The following is a 16,880-nucleotide window of genomic DNA, read 5'->3' as shown; positions in this document are numbered from 1 at the left end:
ATATTAGACAGTAAGGGAGATAACCCCAATGAGACACAACTTATCATTTCAGCAAGATGGAACCTTGAAAATTGTACAATTCACTGATCTTCACTGGATGGATGGAAGAGCCGAAGATCAGCGTACCCGTGAACTGATGGAACGCGTGCTGGAAGCGGAACAACCTGATCTTGTCGTTTTCACGGGAGATCTAATTTACACCGCCCCTGTATCACCTGGTGAAAAGGCTTGTGAAGACCCCGCCCAAGCTTTTCGGGATGCTGTCGCTGCTGTAGAAAAAACAGGTACCCCTTGGGCCTTCGTATTTGGTAACCATGATACAGAAACCCTGATCTCCCGCAGTGAATTGATGCAGATTGCATTAGAACATCCCCACTGTCTGGCCGAAGCCGGTCCAGAAGATCTTGAAGGTACGGGCAATTACACGCTTGAAATAAAAGATCAGGATGGCCAAGCAGCCGCTGTTCTTTATTTTGTTGACTCGGGCAGTTACTCCGAGATGGAGCATATCCCTGGCTACAATTGGATTAACCGGAATCAAATCAACTGGCTAACTGCTGAATCCACTCGGTTGAATCCTAAAACTGCTGAGAACAGGCTGCCTGCATTGGCTTTCTTCCATATCCCGATTCCGGAATATCGTGAGGTCTGGTCTACACAAGTCTGTCATGGGTATAAGTATGAGCGTGTATGCTCACCTGAGGTTAACTCGGGATTATTCTCGGCTTTGCTTGAAATGGGTGATGTGCTTGGCACCTTCTGCGGACATGACCATATCAATGATTTTACGGGCAGCCTGTATGGCATACGTCTTTCCTATGGCCGTGCTACCGGCTACAATACTTATGGAAAAGAAGGCTTTATGCGGGGCGCACGCGTCATCAGACTGACCCAAGGCACCCAAGACTTCGATACCTGGCTTCGTCTTGAAGACGGATCTGTCCTGCTGGAACAGCCAATTCATCACCCTGAACCTACTTCCGTTCCAGAGCATTAATCGTCTTACTTTATTGTCTGCAATCATCTTTGCTCATTTATAGTAATAAAAGGAACCCGCATAGTGCAGGTTCTTTTTTATGTTCCAATATTAGCTTGTTCCCATATTCCCCATTACATCGCTTTTTTTGTTAAAATAGAGTAGTCGACGTATTAAGCACTACAGCGTCAGTCATGGAACGGAGGCAAGTACCTGTGGATTATATTATTCTGGACATCGAATTCAACGGCCGTAAGTTTGCCAGCGAGCACCCTATGGAGGTCATTGAAATTGGAGCTGTCCGGTTAGACTCTTCATTGCAGTATAAGGATGAATTCTCTTCCTTGATCAAACCCATATATTTCTCTACCCTTAATTCTTTTATTAAGAAAAAAACCGGGATCCCCCAAGAGGAAATCGATATTGCACCCCGCTTCCCGAAAGTCATCACTGCGTTTAGAGAGTGGCTCGATCTAAGTACAAACGGAGTTCTGCTGCTTACTTGGGGTGGCGAGGATATGAAGCGAATCATTCAGGATGTGCGCATGCACAAGATGGACGAATCCTATTGGATGTCTGCTACGTATTTGGATTTGTTAAAAGGTGTGCTGCGAGCACGTGGGCTTAGCAATGATATTAGTGTCGAAGGCGCTATGGCTTTATTTGAACTTGAACCGTCTGGATCTGCTCACCGTGCGTTGGATGACGCAAAGATGACTTCGGAAATCTTCCACGCTGTGTTTAAAGATCTGGATTTTGAGCGCTCACAGCATTACGTAGATACTTTTTCTAATGCCAAAGAACGCAAGACGGTCAAAGTCGCCATTAAAGCGATGAACTCACAAAAAATAGTACCTACCTGGGACCTTGTTCTCGAACATTACTTCTCAGACAAAACAACCCTAGCTGATCCTCGCAAATTAGAGGAATTACAGAATTATTTTGCGGTGCAGATGGGTCAAAAATAACTTCAACATCAGCAAATCATAGCAGCGGCAGTCTTCCCAATGATCTTCAGCGGGTAACTGCCGCTGTTTGGGATACGCTAAAAAAACATTTGACCTTCACGCTACGTAAAGGTGTACATTGAATTTGTGGGAGGTGATACTACGGAATACACAGTACAGAAGCTCGCTGAGCTAGCTGGAATCAGTACGCGAACCCTGCGCTACTACGACGAGTTTGGCATTCTTAAGCCGGCGAGAATCAACTCCTCGGGGTATCGTATCTATGGCCGCACCGAAGTAGATCTTCTACAGCAAATTTTATTTTATCGAGAGCTTGGCTTAAGTCTGGAACGTATCAAAGCTATTATGACTGAACCGTCATTCGACGGAACCAAAGCGCTACGGGAGCATCATGACAAGCTGCTTGAAAAGAGACATCAATTAGATCTATTAATCGCTAACGTCGAACAGACGCTGGCTCACCAAGAAGGGAGAATGATTATGAGTGACGCTGAGAAATTCGAAGGTTTTAAGCAAAAGCTGGTAGAGGATAACGAGAAGAAATACGGTCAAGAAATACGGGAGAAATATGGGGACAGCACCGTAGAACAATCCAACAAGAAGCTTAAAGGTATGACAGAAGAACAATATGCGGCTATACAGCAGCTTGAGGAGGAAATGTTCGAGACGCTCTTACAAGCGATGGAGCATGGAGATCCTGCCAGTGTATTAGCGCAAAAAAGTGCTGATCTACACCGCCAGTGGCTCTCCTTCTACTGGGATTCCTATTCCAAAGAGGCACATGCTGGAGTTGCGCAAATGTATGTTGATGATGAACGTTTTACCAAGTACTACGACAAGCATCGCCCTGGACTTGCGGAGTTCCTAAGAGATGCCGTTCACGTATATACGGGAACAAAATAATAAAATAGAAATAGAGCGGCACCGGAAATCCGGTCGCCGCTCTATTTCTATTATCCGGAACCTCACTGATAGCTCTAGCTCCTATAGACTGCGATGCAGCAGTGACAGTACATTTCGCAGCTCAACCACAGCTACCTGTCCAGGCGCAGAGGGCTTATGCGCCGCTCCAAAGGTAAGCGCTGAACCGAATATTTCACCGGCTAGACGGCTAATTACCCCAGCTCCCGCCATGGACATTGTAATAATCGGGCGATCTGCATATTGTTCTTTCATCATATGCGTAGCTTCTAGTAAAGTCAGTACATCCCCCGCATCCTGAGGCATCACCGCAATTTTAGGCAAGTCCCCGCCAAGCTCCTGTGCCTTGCGTAATCGCGAGATGATCTCCTCTTGAGAAGGTGTTCCATGAAAATCATGATTCGAGATAATGACAGACACGTTATGAGTATGAGCAGTCTCGACTAGTAGCTTTACATCCTGTTCCTCATTGAATAATTCAACATCAATTATATCTACTAGACCACTTTCAGCTGCAGCTATATTCAGTGCTATGTAATATTCCGTGCTAACCTGCTTCTCGCCGCCTTCTTTGGCACTCCGAAAAGTAAAAATCAGCGGTAACTCCGGAATTACAGAATGGATTTCTTTTAGTGCTGAATTGACCGCCTCTACGTCTTCAACTTCATCAAAAAAATCCGTCCGCCACTCCACTAAATCGGGACTAAGCTCTTTTAATGATTCGGCTTCCTGTTTCAGTTCAGACAAGGTAGCTCCAATCAACGGAACACATATTTTAGGGATTCCTTCGCCAATGATCACATTTTTAACGATTACTGTCCTGCTCATTATTTCAGCCCCTTATCCAGTCGTCTACTATAGATTCTGTATTGTTTATTTTACTGCCGATACATGTTTTAGAAACTGTTCAACCTCTGATAACTGCGGCAGCGATGGGATCGCGCCTTCTTTCCCTACAGCCAGTGCTCCAACAGCATTAGCGAAGCTCACTGCCTCCTCCAGCGTTTTGCCTAAGACCAATTGCTGGGCTAATGCCCCATTGAATGAGTCTCCGGCAGCAACCGTGTCTATCGCCTTGACCGGGAATCCAGGAACTGACTTAGCACCTTCAGCATTAACGATCAGTGCGCCTTTAGATCCCAAGGTTACGATCACATTTTTAACACCTTTTTGCAGCAAAATACGGGCTGCCTGCTCAGCAGTCTCTAAACTATCTACAGTCATTCCAGTCAAAATTCCCGCTTCTGTCTCATTAGGTGTCAGATATGATACTTGACCCAGCATCTCGTCTTTAAGCACTCTAGCTGGTGCTGGATTCAGAATGACCGGAATTCCATGACGATGTGCAATGGCAATAGCATGCTCACTCATCGCCAGTTCCATTTCAAGCTGCATCACAATCATCTCAGCCTGGCTGATTACAGTCTCTAACGCCTGTATATCCTCTGCAAAGAGATCAATATTCGCTCCGGGTACAACGATAATCCGATTCTCTCCATCTTCTTCAATAACGATTGAAGCTACACCTGTTGCCTCCGTTTCACTCACTGAGATATGTTCTATATGAATACCTTCTTGCTTAATAATCTCAAGCATTTCGCTTCCAAAGGTATCTTTTCCGACGCTGCCGATCATACTAACCTCAGCACCCAGACGTGCTGCGGCAACGGCTTGATTCGCTCCTTTTCCACCGGGAGATAGAGAAAATGCTTGTCCCATAAGCGTTTCTCCTGCATTCGGTGCCCGGTTCGTACGTACTACCATATCCATATTTAAGCTTCCAATCACAACTATACCCAACTTATACACCACCAATAATTATTTCTTCAATCTCTTTATCTTAGGGTCTTCCCTTCACTTTATCAATCACTTCCGTTGATTTTGCCCCTAATTGGCTATTTTCACCAAATTGACGTTATGCTTTTGTAGATAAAGTGTGCTAGAATGATGGTGCAATCGCTTCCACAACGATTGATGACTGTTTTTTGAGCAAACGTTTGCATCGTAGATAATGCCAGCAGCTTTACTGCAATTCAATCTAATCCGCGATTAGGAGGCTTATCAAGTGAACGAACAAAAATTACCATCAGTAGCTTATTTCAGTATGGAGTACGGGTTACATTCCGATTTTAAAATGTATGCCGGAGGGCTTGGAATTCTCGCCGGAGACTACATTAAGGGAGCTAAAGACATCAATGCTCCTATCATCCCTATCGGGCTGAAGTGGAAACAAGGTTATACGGATCAAAAAATTGATGCGAACGGTAATCCATACGACTCCTATCACAATTATGTTTATGATTTTCTTGAAGATACAGGGGTGAAGGTAACCGTAAAAGTCAGAAAGACCGATGTGGTGTGCAAAGTATGGAAGACTGATTATTTTGGCAACAGCACGTTGTATTTACTGGATACGGATATCCCCGAGAATAATGATGCATGGATTACTGGACAATTGTACGGCTGGTTCGGTGAGGAACGGATCGCTCAAGAGATCGTACTCGGGATCGGCGGAGTAAAAGCTATGCGTGCTCTCGGCATTCCGATTGATGTCTATCATTTCAATGAAGGCCATGCAGCCTTAGCAGCCATCGAGCTCATTCGTGAGAAGATGTCCGGAGGCAGCACCTTTGAGGAAGCTTGGAAAGCTACTCGGGAAGAGGTTGTGTTCACTACACATACGCCGATAAAAGAAGGCAACGAAACCCATCCACTCGACCGCCTAGAGTATATGAGTGCATTCAATGGCTTAACCCGCGACCAGATGGAGCGTATCGGTGGTGAGCCGTTCAACATGACGGTTGCCGGTCTGCGACTCTCCCGTATTTCTAATGCAGTGGCTCAGCTTCATGCGGATACAGCCAATAAGATGTGGAAAGAGGTTGCCGGAAGATCGGACATCATTGGCATTACTAATGCCATTCATACCCCTACCTGGGTAGATGAAAGAATGACACAAGCCTATGAACAAAATGGCGATTTATGGGCAGTGCATAAAGAAATTAAGGGTGAACTGATTGATTTCATCAAAGAACGGTCCGGCATTAGTCTAAATACTGACAATCTACTCATTGGCTTCTCACGCAGAGCTGCTCCTTATAAACGCAGTGACCTGATCTTCTCGCAGCCGGAAATTATTGAGCCTTATCTGGAGTCCGGCAAAATACAAATCGTCTTCTCTGGCAAAGCCCATCCACTCGATGATAACGGCAAAAAAATCGTCAGCAATTTAGTGGCGATGATGAAAAAATATCCGAAGAGTGTTGTCTTCTTGGAGAATTACGATATGACTATCGGCGCACAGCTGACACGCGGTTCTGATATTTGGCTCAACAATCCGCGTAGACCACTGGAAGCAAGTGGTACCTCCGGGATGAAGGCAGCCATGAACGGCGTATTGAACTGCTCTATTCTAGATGGCTGGTGGCCGGAAGCCTGTATAGATGGCGAGAATGGCTGGCAGATCGGAGACGGCTTCGAGACTACTGACTTCGAGGTTCTGGATAAGCATGATAGTGATGCGCTATACGATACCCTATTGAATCGAGTACTCCCAACCTATTATGAGAATCGTGAACAGTGGGTACAAATGATGAAGAAGAGTATCGAAACCACTCGCATCGAATTTGCCACCAAAAGAATGCTGGATGAATACTATAACAGAATGTACATTAAAAACTAAGTACAGAAAACGGATATTCCTATATCAAAATAGAACAGCGCACCCTCCAGTGATGGTAGAGGTGCGCTGTTTCTTTTTTAACTCTGCTTAGTAATTAATCACTCTATCTATCATATATATTGAATGGGACGACGATTACCACATACTGTAATGTGTCAATTATTCAAAAAGTGTTGCATTTTCCCCAAAAAACATTAATATAGAACTTATACTAAATCTAAAATCAAATCTTACGAGGTGATTCTATTAATGAGCTCCAATAATAATAATCTTACGACCAGCTGGGGTGCTCCAGTAGGCGACAATCAAAATTCAATGACAGCCGGTGATCGTGGTCCTACTTTGCTGCAAGATGTCCATCTGCTTGAAAAATTAGCCCACTTTAACAGAGAACGTGTTCCTGAACGTGTCGTTCATGCTAAGGGTGCTGGCGCTCATGGGTATTTTGAGGTCACTCAGGATTTAACTCAATATACAAAAGCTAATTTTTTATCTGAGGTAGGCAAGCGTACCCCACTGTTCATCCGTTTCTCAACGGTAGCTGGGGAGCTAGGTTCTGCTGATACTGTAAGAGACCCACGTGGTTTTGCTGTGAAGTTCTATACCGAAGAAGGAAACTATGATCTCGTAGGTAACAATACACCTGTATTCTTCGTTCGTGATGCAATCAAGTTCCCTGACTTTATTCATACACAGAAGCGTGATCCACAGACACACTTAAAGAACCCTAATGCGGTTTGGGACTTCTGGTCTTTATCACCGGAATCTCTACATCAGGTTACGATTTTGATGTCAGATCGCGGAATCCCAGCTACGTTGAGACATATGCACGGGTTCGGAAGCCACACCTTCAAATGGGTAAATGCCGAAGGCAATGCCGTCTGGGTGAAATATCATTTCAAAACAGAACAAGGCATTAAGAACCTTGCTCCAGATCTTGCCGCCAAAATAGCTGGGGAGAACCCAGATTATCATACAGAAGACTTGTTCAATGCTATTGATAAAGGAGAATTCCCAGCGTGGAAGCTCTACGTGCAGATTATGCCGATCGAAGATGCGAACACTTATCGCTTTGATCCATTCGATGTAACCAAAGTATGGTCGCAAAAAGATTATCCATTAATTGAGGTTGGCCGCATGGTACTGGATCGCAATCCAGAGAATTACTTCGCGGAAGTAGAGCAAGTTACGTTCTCTCCTGGCTCTTTCGTCCCTGGTATTGAAGCTTCTCCTGATAAATTGCTACAGGGTCGACTGTTTGCTTACGGCGATGCTCATCGTCACCGTGTAGGTCCTAACCATAACAGCCTGCCTATCAACCGTCCAAAAGTAGAAGTGAAGAACTATCAACGTGACGGTGGCATGGCACTCGGCAACAATGGCGGATCCGGTGCCTATTATGAGCCTAACAGCTTAGGCGGACCTAAAGAAGCACCACAGTACAAAACATCACCTTTCGAAGTATCTGGAAATGCCGACAGTGTCTCCTATAATAGTGATGACCATTATACACAACCTGGTGACTTGTATCGCCTGATGAGTGAAGAAGAACGTACCCGTCTTGTTCAAAATATCGTAGGCGCTATGACACCAGTTGAAAGTAACGATATTAAACTTCGTCAAATTGTTCATTTCTATAAAGCTGATCCGGAACTGGGACAGCGTGTTGCATCCGGTTTAGGATTATCCGTCCCAGGCGAATTATAAGAATGTAATTGCACTTATACAATCAAAGAGGACCTTTACCCGTAAATGGGAAAGGTCCTCTTTTTTCATAAGAAAAGCTAAAACATATAATATATAAGAACGATCACGATGCATAGCGTGGAGACAACAGATAAGCACGAAAAAAAAGTATTCCAGTTATTGCCCTTCATTTGTCTTATACACGACCAGTATACTGCTTCTTTGATGCTCTGCCCCATCACGTGAAGATTTGACTACCGAACCGTAACAGATATTCACAACCTGTTCCTCACGCAGCCCTGCCAAGAACTCATTCGCCTTATTCTCAGCATACGAATTATCAGCATCTACAAACTCTTTTACTTGAATCATCCTGATCTCTCCTTTAATAAATTATAGTTACTTTTTATGTCTAGATTCTATAGGTGAACTCAACGAAATGTACATGGCGTATCACTCCCCTGGTAACATTTAATGTAAAATTATCTTCGAAATATAGTATAGGCATTCCGCAGTTTTCTACGAAATGCCTATAACATCAGCCTATCATAGCACCCAACTATACAATAGTCAAACGTTTTAAATACAATATTTAGTAAGAATTTATTGCCTTTGCAAAATGGATTGGATTTACATATAGAAGCTGTTATACTGATCAGAAGGTTCCCTCTAGGGGACCTCTATTTGTATAGGAGGGATTTTAATATGGCAACGCGTCATAACAAATTTGCAAAGAATGTGCTACTTAGAGGGGGTGAAATCTACTATGAACCATAGTCTAATTTATGAAGGCTCAAGGACACAACTGGTCCAGCAGCTTATTTATTTTGATGAGGAAAAAATCGCATTTCTAAATCAGTATTTCCCGGAACGAAGCAAACAAAGAAGTAATGCTGAAACGCTGTTGTCCCGTTATTGCTCCGAGCTGGAACAATTACTTTCCCGTTTCAATGGTGAAGAATTGAATTCACTCGTATTGATTGGAAGTCAGCTTCAGCTACGCTACTTAGACGACAATACTACAGATACCTACACCATCGTATTTCCAAACCAGGCAGAACCCAATGATAACAAGATTTCAATGTTCTCGCCTATTGGCATGCAGCTGCTGTTAGCTCAGATCGGCAGTACATGTCAGCTAGCTATTCCTTCAGGTGAGTTATCAGTAAAAATCGAAAGTATTAAGTTTGTGAATTGTGGTGAGGTGGCCGTTCTTATTTAAGCCCACTCGCACATATCACCAACATTAACAGCGTCCCTTTCCAATCTTATGGAAGAGGACGCTGTTCATCTATTCAGCCTGTTAAGCACTTCTTCATACTTTTATTTGAGCCTCAATCCTTCACCCAGTTTACTGACTGATTTTTCGATACGAGATGCTCTGGTTTCAGGTCTTTTCGCCGTTTCGATCCAAGATACATATTCCTTCTGATAAGAATAAGCCAGACCGTTATAATAAGCTTCTGCCTGCTCATGGCTACTCAACGCATCAAGGAAATCCTCTGGGGCTTCTACCTCCCGTAATTGATGATCTTTTTCCATCGTCACATGCACAATATCACCAGGTTGAGCTTTGGCTAGATCCCGTAGTTCCTTCTTTACCACCATAAAATGCTTTCCGTTTCCATGGGGCATAAGCGTTCCTCTATAGGGGATTCCATTTACACTTCCTTTTACCTGTATTCTGGACTTTGTTTCAAATATTTGTTCGGCATCAAAAGGGACGTTAAGATAAGTCCAGCTCCCACTTGCATCAGGTCGCACTAATTTAGCTTCAAATTCAAACATTGCTACCTCCTCAACTAAAAGCTCTAAGTTCTATTGTATCCATATGAATGTAACTATACAAAAAAAACACCTGCCTATAATAGACAGATGTTTCTTAATTATAAGCGGGTGATGGGAATCGAACCCACGCTATCAGCTTGGAAGGCTGAAGTTCTACCATTGAACTACACCCGCAAAGGTATAAAATCGGGATGACACGATTTGAACATGCGACCCCCTGGTCCCAAACCAGGTGCTCTACCAAGCTGAGCTACATCCCGTCAAAACATGTAATTACTTAGTAATAAAAATGGCGCGCCCTGAGAGATTCGAACTCCCGGCCTTTTGATTCGTAGTCAAACGCTCTATCCAGCTGAGCTAAGGGCGCAAAAATTATGGAGCGGAAGACGGGAATCGAACCCGCGACCCTCGCCTTGGCAAGGCGATGCTCTACCGCTGAGCCACTTCCGCAAAATATGGTGCGCGTGAAGGGACTTGAACCCCCACGTCGTGAAACGCCAGATCCTAAGTCTGGTGCGTCTGCCATTCCGCCACACGCGCACACTTTAAAAATAATGGTGAGCCATGAAGGACTCGAACCTTCGACACCCTGATTAAAAGTCAGGTGCTCTACCAACTGAGCTAATGGCTCTCATAAATGGCTGGGGATATAGGATTTGAACCTATGCATGACGGAGTCAAAGTCCGTTGCCTTACCGCTTGGCTAATCCCCAACAATAATTAACTAAATGGCGGAACCGACGAGATTCGAACTCGCGATCTCCTGCGTGACAGGCAGGCATGTTAGGCCAACTACACCACGGTTCCATAGACATAATGCATAAGAGTAAATTGGTTGCGGGGGCAGGATTTGAACCTGCGGCCTTCGGGTTATGAGCCCGACGAGCTACCGGGCTGCTCCACCCCGCGTCATTTAATAATTATATACTATTCATTTACACTACGCCAGCTAGTCCCAAAACATCATGCTTAAGGAAAATTTGGTTGCGGGGGCAGGATTTGAACCTGCGGCCTTCGGGTTATGAGCCCGACGAGCTACCGGGCTGCTCCACCCCGCGTCGTTCTTAAATGAATATGGTGGAGGCTGAGGGGATCGAACCCCCGACCCTCTGCTTGTAAGGCAGATGCTCTCCCAGCTGAGCTAAGCCTCCATGTTATGACCCGTATGGGATTCGAACCCATGTTACCTCCGTGAAAGGGAGGTGTCTTAACCCCTTGACCAACGGGCCATGCTAATAAACTTTGTGGCGGAGAGAGAGGGATTCGAACCCTCGAGACGCTTGTGGCGCCTACACGATTTCCAATCGTGCTCCTTCGGCCAAACTCGGACACCTCTCCATAAATGGCTCCCCGAACAGGACTCGAACCTGTGACAACTCGATTAACAGTCGAGTGCTCTACCAACTGAGCTATCAGGGAATATGGTGGGCCTTAGTGGACTCGAACCACCGACCTCACCCTTATCAGGGGTGCGCTCTAACCAGCTGAGCTAAAGGCCCTTTTTAAGACACATCAATATTAAGGGCAAAAAAAATACCACGGGTAATGTGGTTGTCCGCTTGGCGACGTCCTACTCTCCCAGGACCCTTCGGTCCAAGTACCATCGGCGCTGGAGGGCTTAACGGTCGTGTTCGGGATGGGTACGTGTGGAACCCCTCCGCTATCGCCACCAAACGGGCATTTACAGCGTAAATGCTCAGGCTTGATGCCTGAAAACTGAATCCGAATTGAATTTGCGTATTAAGTATAGGATAAGCCCTCGACCGATTAGTATTGGTCAGCTCCATGCATTACTGCACTTCCACCTCCAACCTATCTACCTCGTCGTCTTCAAGGGGTCTTACTAATTGGGAAATCTCATCTTGAGGGGGGCTTCACGCTTAGATGCTTTCAGCGCTTATCCCGTCCGTACGTAGCTACCCAGCCATGCTTCTGGCGAAACAACTGGTGCACCAGCGGTACGTCCATCCCGGTCCTCTCGTACTAAGGACAGCTCCTCTCAAATTTCCTGCGCCCACGACAGATAGGGACCGAACTGTCTCACGACGTTCTGAACCCAGCTCGCGTACCGCTTTAATGGGCGAACAGCCCAACCCTTGGGACCTACTTCAGCCCCAGGATGCGATGAGCCGACATCGAGGTGCCAAACCTCCCCGTCGATGTGGACTCTTGGGGGAGATAAGCCTGTTATCCCCAGGGTAGCTTTTATCCGTTGAGCGATGGCCCTTCCATGCGGTACCACCGGATCACTAAGTCCGACTTTCGTCCCTGCTCGACTTGTAGGTCTCGCAGTCAAGCTCCCTTATGCCTTTGCACTCTTCGAATGATTTCCAACCATTCTGAGGGAACCTTGGAACGCCTCCGTTACTCTTTAGGAGGCGACCGCCCCAGTCAAACTGCCCGCCTGACACGGTCCCCGTACCCGATTAGGGTACTAGGTTAGAACCTAGATACGATCAGGGTGGTATCCCAACGGCGCCTCCACCGAAGCTTGCGCTCCGATTTCTACGGCTCCCACCTATCCTGTACAGATCGTACCCAAATTCAATATCAAGCTGCAGTAAAGCTCCATGGGGTCTTTCCGTCTTGTCGCGGGTAACCTGCATCTTCACAGGTATTAAAATTTCACCGGATCTCTCGTTGAGACAGCGCCCAAGTCGTTACGCCATTCGTGCGGGTCAGAATTTACCTGACAAGGAATTTCGCTACCTTAGGACCGTTATAGTTACGGCCGCCGTTTACTGGGGCTTCGGTTCATAGCTTCGGGTTACCCCTAACCACTCCCCTTAACCTTCCAGCACCGGGCAGGCGTCAGCCCGTATACTTCGCCTTGCGGCTTCGCACAGACCTGTGTTTTTGCTAAACAGTCGCTTGGGCCTTTTCACTGCGGCCCCCTCGTGCTATTCACACTACCGGGGCACCCCTTCTCCCGAAGTTACGGGGTCATTTTGCCGAGTTCCTTAACGAGAGTTCTTCCGCGCGCCTTAGAATTCTCTTCTCGCCTACCTGTGTCGGTTTGCGGTACGGGCACCTTCTCCTGGCTAGAGGCTTTTCTTGGCAGTGTGAGATCATGACCTTCGCTACTGTAATTTTCGCTCCCCATCACAGCCCAGCCTTAATGATGTGCGGATTTGCCTACACATCAGCCTCACTGCTTAGACGGACATATCCATCAGTCCGCGTCACTACCCTCCTGCGTCACCCCATCGCTCATAGCGGATTACGGTGGTACAGTAATTTCAAACTGTTGTCCTTCGACTACGCCTTTCGGCCTCGCCTTAGGTCCCGACTTACCCTGAGCGGACGAGCCTTCCTCAGGAAACCTTGGGCTTTCGGCGGATCAGATTCTCACTGATCTTTTCGTTACTCATACCGGCATTCTCACTTGTATGCTGTCCAGCGCTCCTTACGGTACACCTTCAACCCACATACAACGCTCCCCTACCCCAGATACATACGTATCTAGCCATAGCTTCGGTGGTGTGTTTAGCCCCGTTACATTTTCGGCGCAGAGTCACTCGACCAGTGAGCTATTACGCACTCTTTCAATGGTGGCTGCTTCTAAGCCAACATCCTGGTTGTCTGTGCAACTCCACATCCTTTCCCACTTAACACACACTTGGGGACCTTAGCTGATGGTCTGGGCTGTTTCCCTTTTGACAATGGATCTTAGCACTCACTGTCTGACTCCCGGCAATAAGTATATGGCATTCGGAGTTTGACTGAGCTTGGTAATCCTTGCGGACCCCGCACCCAATCAGTGCTCTACCTCCACTACTCTTATACCGAGGCTAGCCCTAAAGCTATTTCGGGGAGAACCAGCTATCTCCGAGTTCGATTGGAATTTCTCCGCTACCCCCACCTCATCCCCGCATTTTTCAACATGCGTGGGTTCGGGCCTCCAGTGCGTGTTACCGCACCTTCACCCTGGACAGGGGTAGATCACACGGTTTCGGGTCTACGTCCACATACTCAATCGCCCTATTCAGACTCGCTTTCGCTGCGGCTCCGTCTTCTCGACTTAACCTTGCATGTTAAACGTAACTCGCCGGTTCATTCTACAAAAGGCACGCCATCACCCATTAATAGGGCTCTGACTTTTTGTAAGCACACGGTTTCAGGTTCTATTTCACTCCCCTTCCGGGGTGCTTTTCACCTTTCCCTCACGGTACTGTTTCACTATCGGTCGCCAGGTAGTATTTAGCCTTAGCAGATGGTCCTGCTGGATTCATACGGGGTTTCACGTGCCCCGCACTACTCGGGATCCGTCTCGGAGAGAACACAGTTTAGGCTACAGGGCTTTTACCTCTATCGCGGGCCTTTCCAGACCTCTTCACCTACCATATTCCTTTGTAACTCCATGTGAGACGTCCCACAACCCCTAAGAGCAAGCTCTTAGGTTTAGGCTGTTCCGCGTTCGCTCGCCGCTACTGACGGAATCACTATTGTTTTCTCTTCCTCAGGGTACTTAGATGTTTCAGTTCCCCTGGTCTGCCTCTACATCTCCTATGTGTTCAGAGATGAGTAACTGCGAATTACCACAGCTGGGTTTCCCCATTCGGACACCCCCGGATCAAAGCTTGCTTACAGCTCCCCGAGGCAGTTTCGTTGTTCGCCACGTCCTTCGTCGGCTCCTGGCGCCTAGGCATCCTCCGTGTGCTCTTATTAGCTTAACCTTGATTTTTCCTAAGAAAAATCTCACTAATAACATTTACTTGTTTACACAAGTTGCTAAAAGATGTTCTAAAACGCAAATTCGTTTCGGTATCCAGTTTTCAAGGATCAAGTCTTACTGAGAGCTTAAACTCTCAAAACTGAGCAACGAGTGAGTAACAGGCCTAAACCTGAGATTTGGAAGTTTAACTTCCGATTTGAATGTCTTCATTGCAGAAGACGATTCTCCATAGAAAGGAGGTGATCCAGCCGCACCTTCCGATACGGCTACCTTGTTACGACTTCACCCCAATCATCTACCCCACCTTCGGCGGCTGGCTCCCTTGCGGGTTACCCCACCGACTTCGGGTGTTGTAAACTCTCGTGGTGTGACGGGCGGTGTGTACAAGACCCGGGAACGTATTCACCGCGGCATGCTGATCCGCGATTACTAGCAATTCCGACTTCATGCAGGCGAGTTGCAGCCTGCAATCCGAACTGAGACCGGCTTTGATGGGATTGGCTTCACCTCGCGGTTTCGCTTCCCGTTGTACCGGCCATTGTAGTACGTGTGTAGCCCAGGTCATAAGGGGCATGATGATTTGACGTCATCCCCACCTTCCTCCGGTTTGTCACCGGCAGTCACTCTAGAGTGCCCAGCCTTACCTGCTGGCAACTAAAGTTAAGGGTTGCGCTCGTTGCGGGACTTAACCCAACATCTCACGACACGAGCTGACGACAACCATGCACCACCTGTCTCCTCTGTCCCGAAGGCCGCCACTATCTCTAGTGGATTCAGAGGGATGTCAAGACCTGGTAAGGTTCTTCGCGTTGCTTCGAATTAAACCACATACTCCACTGCTTGTGCGGGTCCCCGTCAATTCCTTTGAGTTTCAGTCTTGCGACCGTACTCCCCAGGCGGAGTGCTTACTGTGTTAACTTCGGCACCAAGGGTATCGAAACCCCTAACACCTAGCACTCATCGTTTACGGCGTGGACTACCAGGGTATCTAATCCTGTTTGCTCCCCACGCTTTCGCGCCTCAGCGTCAGTTACAGCCCAGAAAGTCGCCTTCGCCACTGGTGTTCCTCCACATATCTACGCATTTCACCGCTACACGTGGAATTCCACTTTCCTCTTCTGTACTCAAGTCACCCAGTTTCCAGTGCGACCTCAGGTTGAGCCCAAGGTTTAAACACCAGACTTAAATGACCGCCTGCGCGCGCTTTACGCCCAATAATTCCGGACAACGCTTGCCCCCTACGTATTACCGCGGCTGCTGGCACGTAGTTAGCCGGGGCTTTCTTCTCAGGTACCGTCACTCCGATAGCAGTTACTCTACCGGACGTTCTTCCCTGGCAACAGAGCTTTACGATCCGAAAACCTTCATCACTCACGCGGCGTTGCTCCGTCAGACTTTCGTCCATTGCGGAAGATTCCCTACTGCTGCCTCCCGTAGGAGTCTGGGCCGTGTCTCAGTCCCAGTGTGGCCGTTCACCCTCTCAGGTCGGCTACGCATCGTCGCCTTGGTGGGCCGTTACCCCACCAACTAGCTAATGCGCCGCAGGCCCATCCCTCAGTGACAGATTGCTCCGTCTTTCATTCTTTCTTCAGGAGAAAAAAGAAATTATCCGGTATTAGCTACCGTTTCCGGTAGTTATCCCAGTCTAAGGGGCAGGTTGCCTACGTGTTACTCACCCGTCCGCCGCTAAGTTATTTTGAAAGCAAGCTTTCAAAATAACTCCGCTCGACTTGCATGTATTAGGCACGCCGCCAGCGTTCGTCCTGAGCCAGGATCAAACTCTCCAATTAGTATTGAAAAGAGCGATATGCTCATTTTGAAACATCTGACGAGAAAATTAATTCTCTAATTTTGGATTTCACTTTCGTGATTTCCTACTCACTCGTTGTTCAGTTTTCAAAGATCAAGTTCTCGTTGGCGCCGTTTAATGTCTCAGCAGCAACTCTTATACTATATCATGTTCGGCTATTTAATGTCAAGCTCTTTTTTTAACTTCTTTTTCGAGCTCGGCATGTGTGTTTCTCGGCCAGAAATAGAATATATCATGTATAGAGATTCATTGCAAGCATTTTTTTAAAATTCATATTATTTTGTATTCTGTTACTTCTTCATCATAATAGTCCACTTCCTTAGTGATGTTTTCCGGCAAAGTGATGGCCTCTTATACAAAAAGCATTAAACACA

The 16,880-nt window shown here is 46.8% G+C and carries 10 protein-coding genes, 15 tRNA genes and 3 rRNA genes; 6 read left to right on the top strand and 22 right to left on the bottom strand.

Annotated features, from left to right (window positions below):
- Positions 1-28: 28 nt before the first annotated feature.
- The 3 genes from NST34_RS04220 to NST34_RS04210 all read left to right on the top strand — a co-directional run bounded on the left by NST34_RS04220 (position 29) and on the right by NST34_RS04210 (position 2,847).
- On the top strand, positions 29-997 hold the full coding sequence (locus tag NST34_RS04220) for a metallophosphoesterase family protein (RefSeq protein ID WP_341127232.1): 969 nt from the start codon (positions 29-31) through the stop codon (positions 995-997).
- A gap of 194 nt (positions 998-1,191) precedes the next feature.
- On the top strand, positions 1,192-1,944 hold the full coding sequence (locus NST34_RS04215; protein WP_341127231.1) for a 3'-5' exonuclease: 753 nt from the start codon (positions 1,192-1,194) through the stop codon (positions 1,942-1,944).
- Between the two features lie 111 nt (positions 1,945-2,055).
- The gene (locus tag NST34_RS04210; RefSeq protein ID WP_341127230.1) at positions 2,056-2,847 is read left to right on the top strand and encodes a MerR family transcriptional regulator; all 792 of its coding nucleotides are present in this window, start codon (positions 2,056-2,058) and stop codon (positions 2,845-2,847) included.
- Positions 2,848-2,928: 81 nt separating this feature from the next.
- Here the strand turns inward: NST34_RS04210 and aroD are convergent, their stop codons facing one another.
- Both aroD and rbsK read right to left on the bottom strand, forming a co-directional pair.
- On the bottom strand, positions 2,929-3,693 hold the full coding sequence (gene aroD, locus NST34_RS04205; RefSeq protein WP_341127229.1) for a type I 3-dehydroquinate dehydratase: 765 nt from the start codon (positions 3,691-3,693) through the stop codon (positions 2,929-2,931).
- A gap of 45 nt (positions 3,694-3,738) precedes the next feature.
- The gene (gene rbsK, locus NST34_RS04200) at positions 3,739-4,653 is read right to left on the bottom strand and encodes a ribokinase (RefSeq protein ID WP_341129504.1); all 915 of its coding nucleotides are present in this window, start codon (positions 4,651-4,653) and stop codon (positions 3,739-3,741) included.
- Positions 4,654-4,930: 277 nt separating this feature from the next.
- Here rbsK and glgP point away from each other — a divergent pair, with 277 nt between their 5' ends.
- Positions 4,931-6,547 (top strand): alpha-glucan family phosphorylase, encoded by a 1,617-nt coding sequence (gene glgP, locus NST34_RS04195; protein WP_341127228.1) that lies wholly within the window; start codon positions 4,931-4,933, stop codon positions 6,545-6,547.
- A gap of 249 nt (positions 6,548-6,796) precedes the next feature.
- A complete protein-coding gene (gene katA, locus NST34_RS04190) occupies positions 6,797-8,254 on the top strand; it encodes a catalase KatA (RefSeq protein WP_341127227.1) in 1,458 nt (485 codons plus the stop codon).
- Positions 8,255-8,410: 156 nt separating this feature from the next.
- Here the strand turns inward: katA and NST34_RS04185 are convergent, their stop codons facing one another.
- Positions 8,411-8,605 carry a sporulation protein Cse60 gene (locus NST34_RS04185; protein WP_042184993.1) on the bottom strand — a complete coding sequence of 65 codons (195 nt, stop codon included), beginning with the start codon at positions 8,603-8,605 and terminating at the stop codon, positions 8,411-8,413.
- A 394-nt stretch (positions 8,606-8,999) separates the two neighbouring features.
- On the opposite strand from NST34_RS04185, the gene NST34_RS04180 reads away from it, so the two are divergent.
- A complete protein-coding gene (locus NST34_RS04180; RefSeq protein ID WP_060625163.1) occupies positions 9,000-9,455 on the top strand; it encodes a GreA/GreB family elongation factor in 456 nt (151 codons plus the stop codon).
- 101 nt (positions 9,456-9,556) lie between these two features.
- Here the strand turns inward: NST34_RS04180 and NST34_RS04175 are convergent, their stop codons facing one another.
- From NST34_RS04175 to NST34_RS04085, 19 genes are all read right to left on the bottom strand, one after another.
- Entirely contained in the window at positions 9,557-10,021 is a 465-nt protein-coding gene (locus NST34_RS04175) for a YdeI/OmpD-associated family protein (RefSeq protein ID WP_341127226.1), read from the bottom strand.
- Between the two features lie 103 nt (positions 10,022-10,124).
- A tRNA-Gly gene (locus tag NST34_RS04170) sits at positions 10,125-10,195 on the bottom strand.
- Between the two features lie 12 nt (positions 10,196-10,207).
- A tRNA-Pro gene (locus tag NST34_RS04165) sits at positions 10,208-10,281 on the bottom strand.
- A gap of 30 nt (positions 10,282-10,311) precedes the next feature.
- Positions 10,312-10,388, bottom strand: a tRNA-Arg gene (locus NST34_RS04160).
- A gap of 8 nt (positions 10,389-10,396) precedes the next feature.
- A tRNA-Gly gene (locus tag NST34_RS04155) sits at positions 10,397-10,471 on the bottom strand.
- Between the two features lie 6 nt (positions 10,472-10,477).
- A tRNA-Leu gene (locus NST34_RS04150) sits at positions 10,478-10,561 on the bottom strand.
- Positions 10,562-10,576: 15 nt separating this feature from the next.
- Positions 10,577-10,652, bottom strand: a tRNA-Lys gene (locus NST34_RS04145).
- 7 nt (positions 10,653-10,659) lie between these two features.
- A tRNA-Gln gene (locus tag NST34_RS04140) sits at positions 10,660-10,734 on the bottom strand.
- A 16-nt stretch (positions 10,735-10,750) separates the two neighbouring features.
- Positions 10,751-10,828, bottom strand: a tRNA-Asp gene (locus NST34_RS04135).
- Between the two features lie 25 nt (positions 10,829-10,853).
- Positions 10,854-10,930 (bottom strand) — tRNA-Met (locus NST34_RS04130).
- Positions 10,931-11,002: 72 nt separating this feature from the next.
- Positions 11,003-11,079, bottom strand: a tRNA-Met gene (locus tag NST34_RS04125).
- Positions 11,080-11,096: 17 nt separating this feature from the next.
- A tRNA-Val gene (locus NST34_RS04120) sits at positions 11,097-11,172 on the bottom strand.
- Positions 11,173-11,178: 6 nt separating this feature from the next.
- A tRNA-Glu gene (locus tag NST34_RS04115) sits at positions 11,179-11,250 on the bottom strand.
- Positions 11,251-11,266: 16 nt separating this feature from the next.
- Positions 11,267-11,359: transfer RNA gene (locus tag NST34_RS04110), tRNA-Ser, on the bottom strand.
- A 5-nt stretch (positions 11,360-11,364) separates the two neighbouring features.
- Positions 11,365-11,440, bottom strand: a tRNA-Asn gene (locus NST34_RS04105).
- A 3-nt stretch (positions 11,441-11,443) separates the two neighbouring features.
- Positions 11,444-11,520 (bottom strand) — tRNA-Ile (locus NST34_RS04100).
- A 58-nt stretch (positions 11,521-11,578) separates the two neighbouring features.
- Positions 11,579-11,695 (bottom strand): 5S ribosomal RNA (rrf, locus tag NST34_RS04095).
- A 73-nt stretch (positions 11,696-11,768) separates the two neighbouring features.
- Positions 11,769-14,697 (bottom strand): 23S ribosomal RNA (locus tag NST34_RS04090).
- A gap of 231 nt (positions 14,698-14,928) precedes the next feature.
- Positions 14,929-16,486: ribosomal RNA gene (locus NST34_RS04085) — 16S ribosomal RNA — on the bottom strand.
- Together the 16S, 23S and 5S rRNA genes with 15 tRNA genes alongside form the textbook arrangement of a ribosomal RNA operon.
- Positions 16,487-16,880: the final 394 nt, after the last annotated feature.

Origin of the sequence: Paenibacillus sp. FSL H7-0714, from assembly GCF_038003765.1 — a bacterium.
Lineage (GTDB): Bacteria > Bacillota > Bacilli > Paenibacillales > Paenibacillaceae > Paenibacillus_AQ.
The sequence above is the reverse complement of the archived record's forward strand: the minus strand, read 5'-3'. Positions and strand labels throughout refer to the sequence as shown.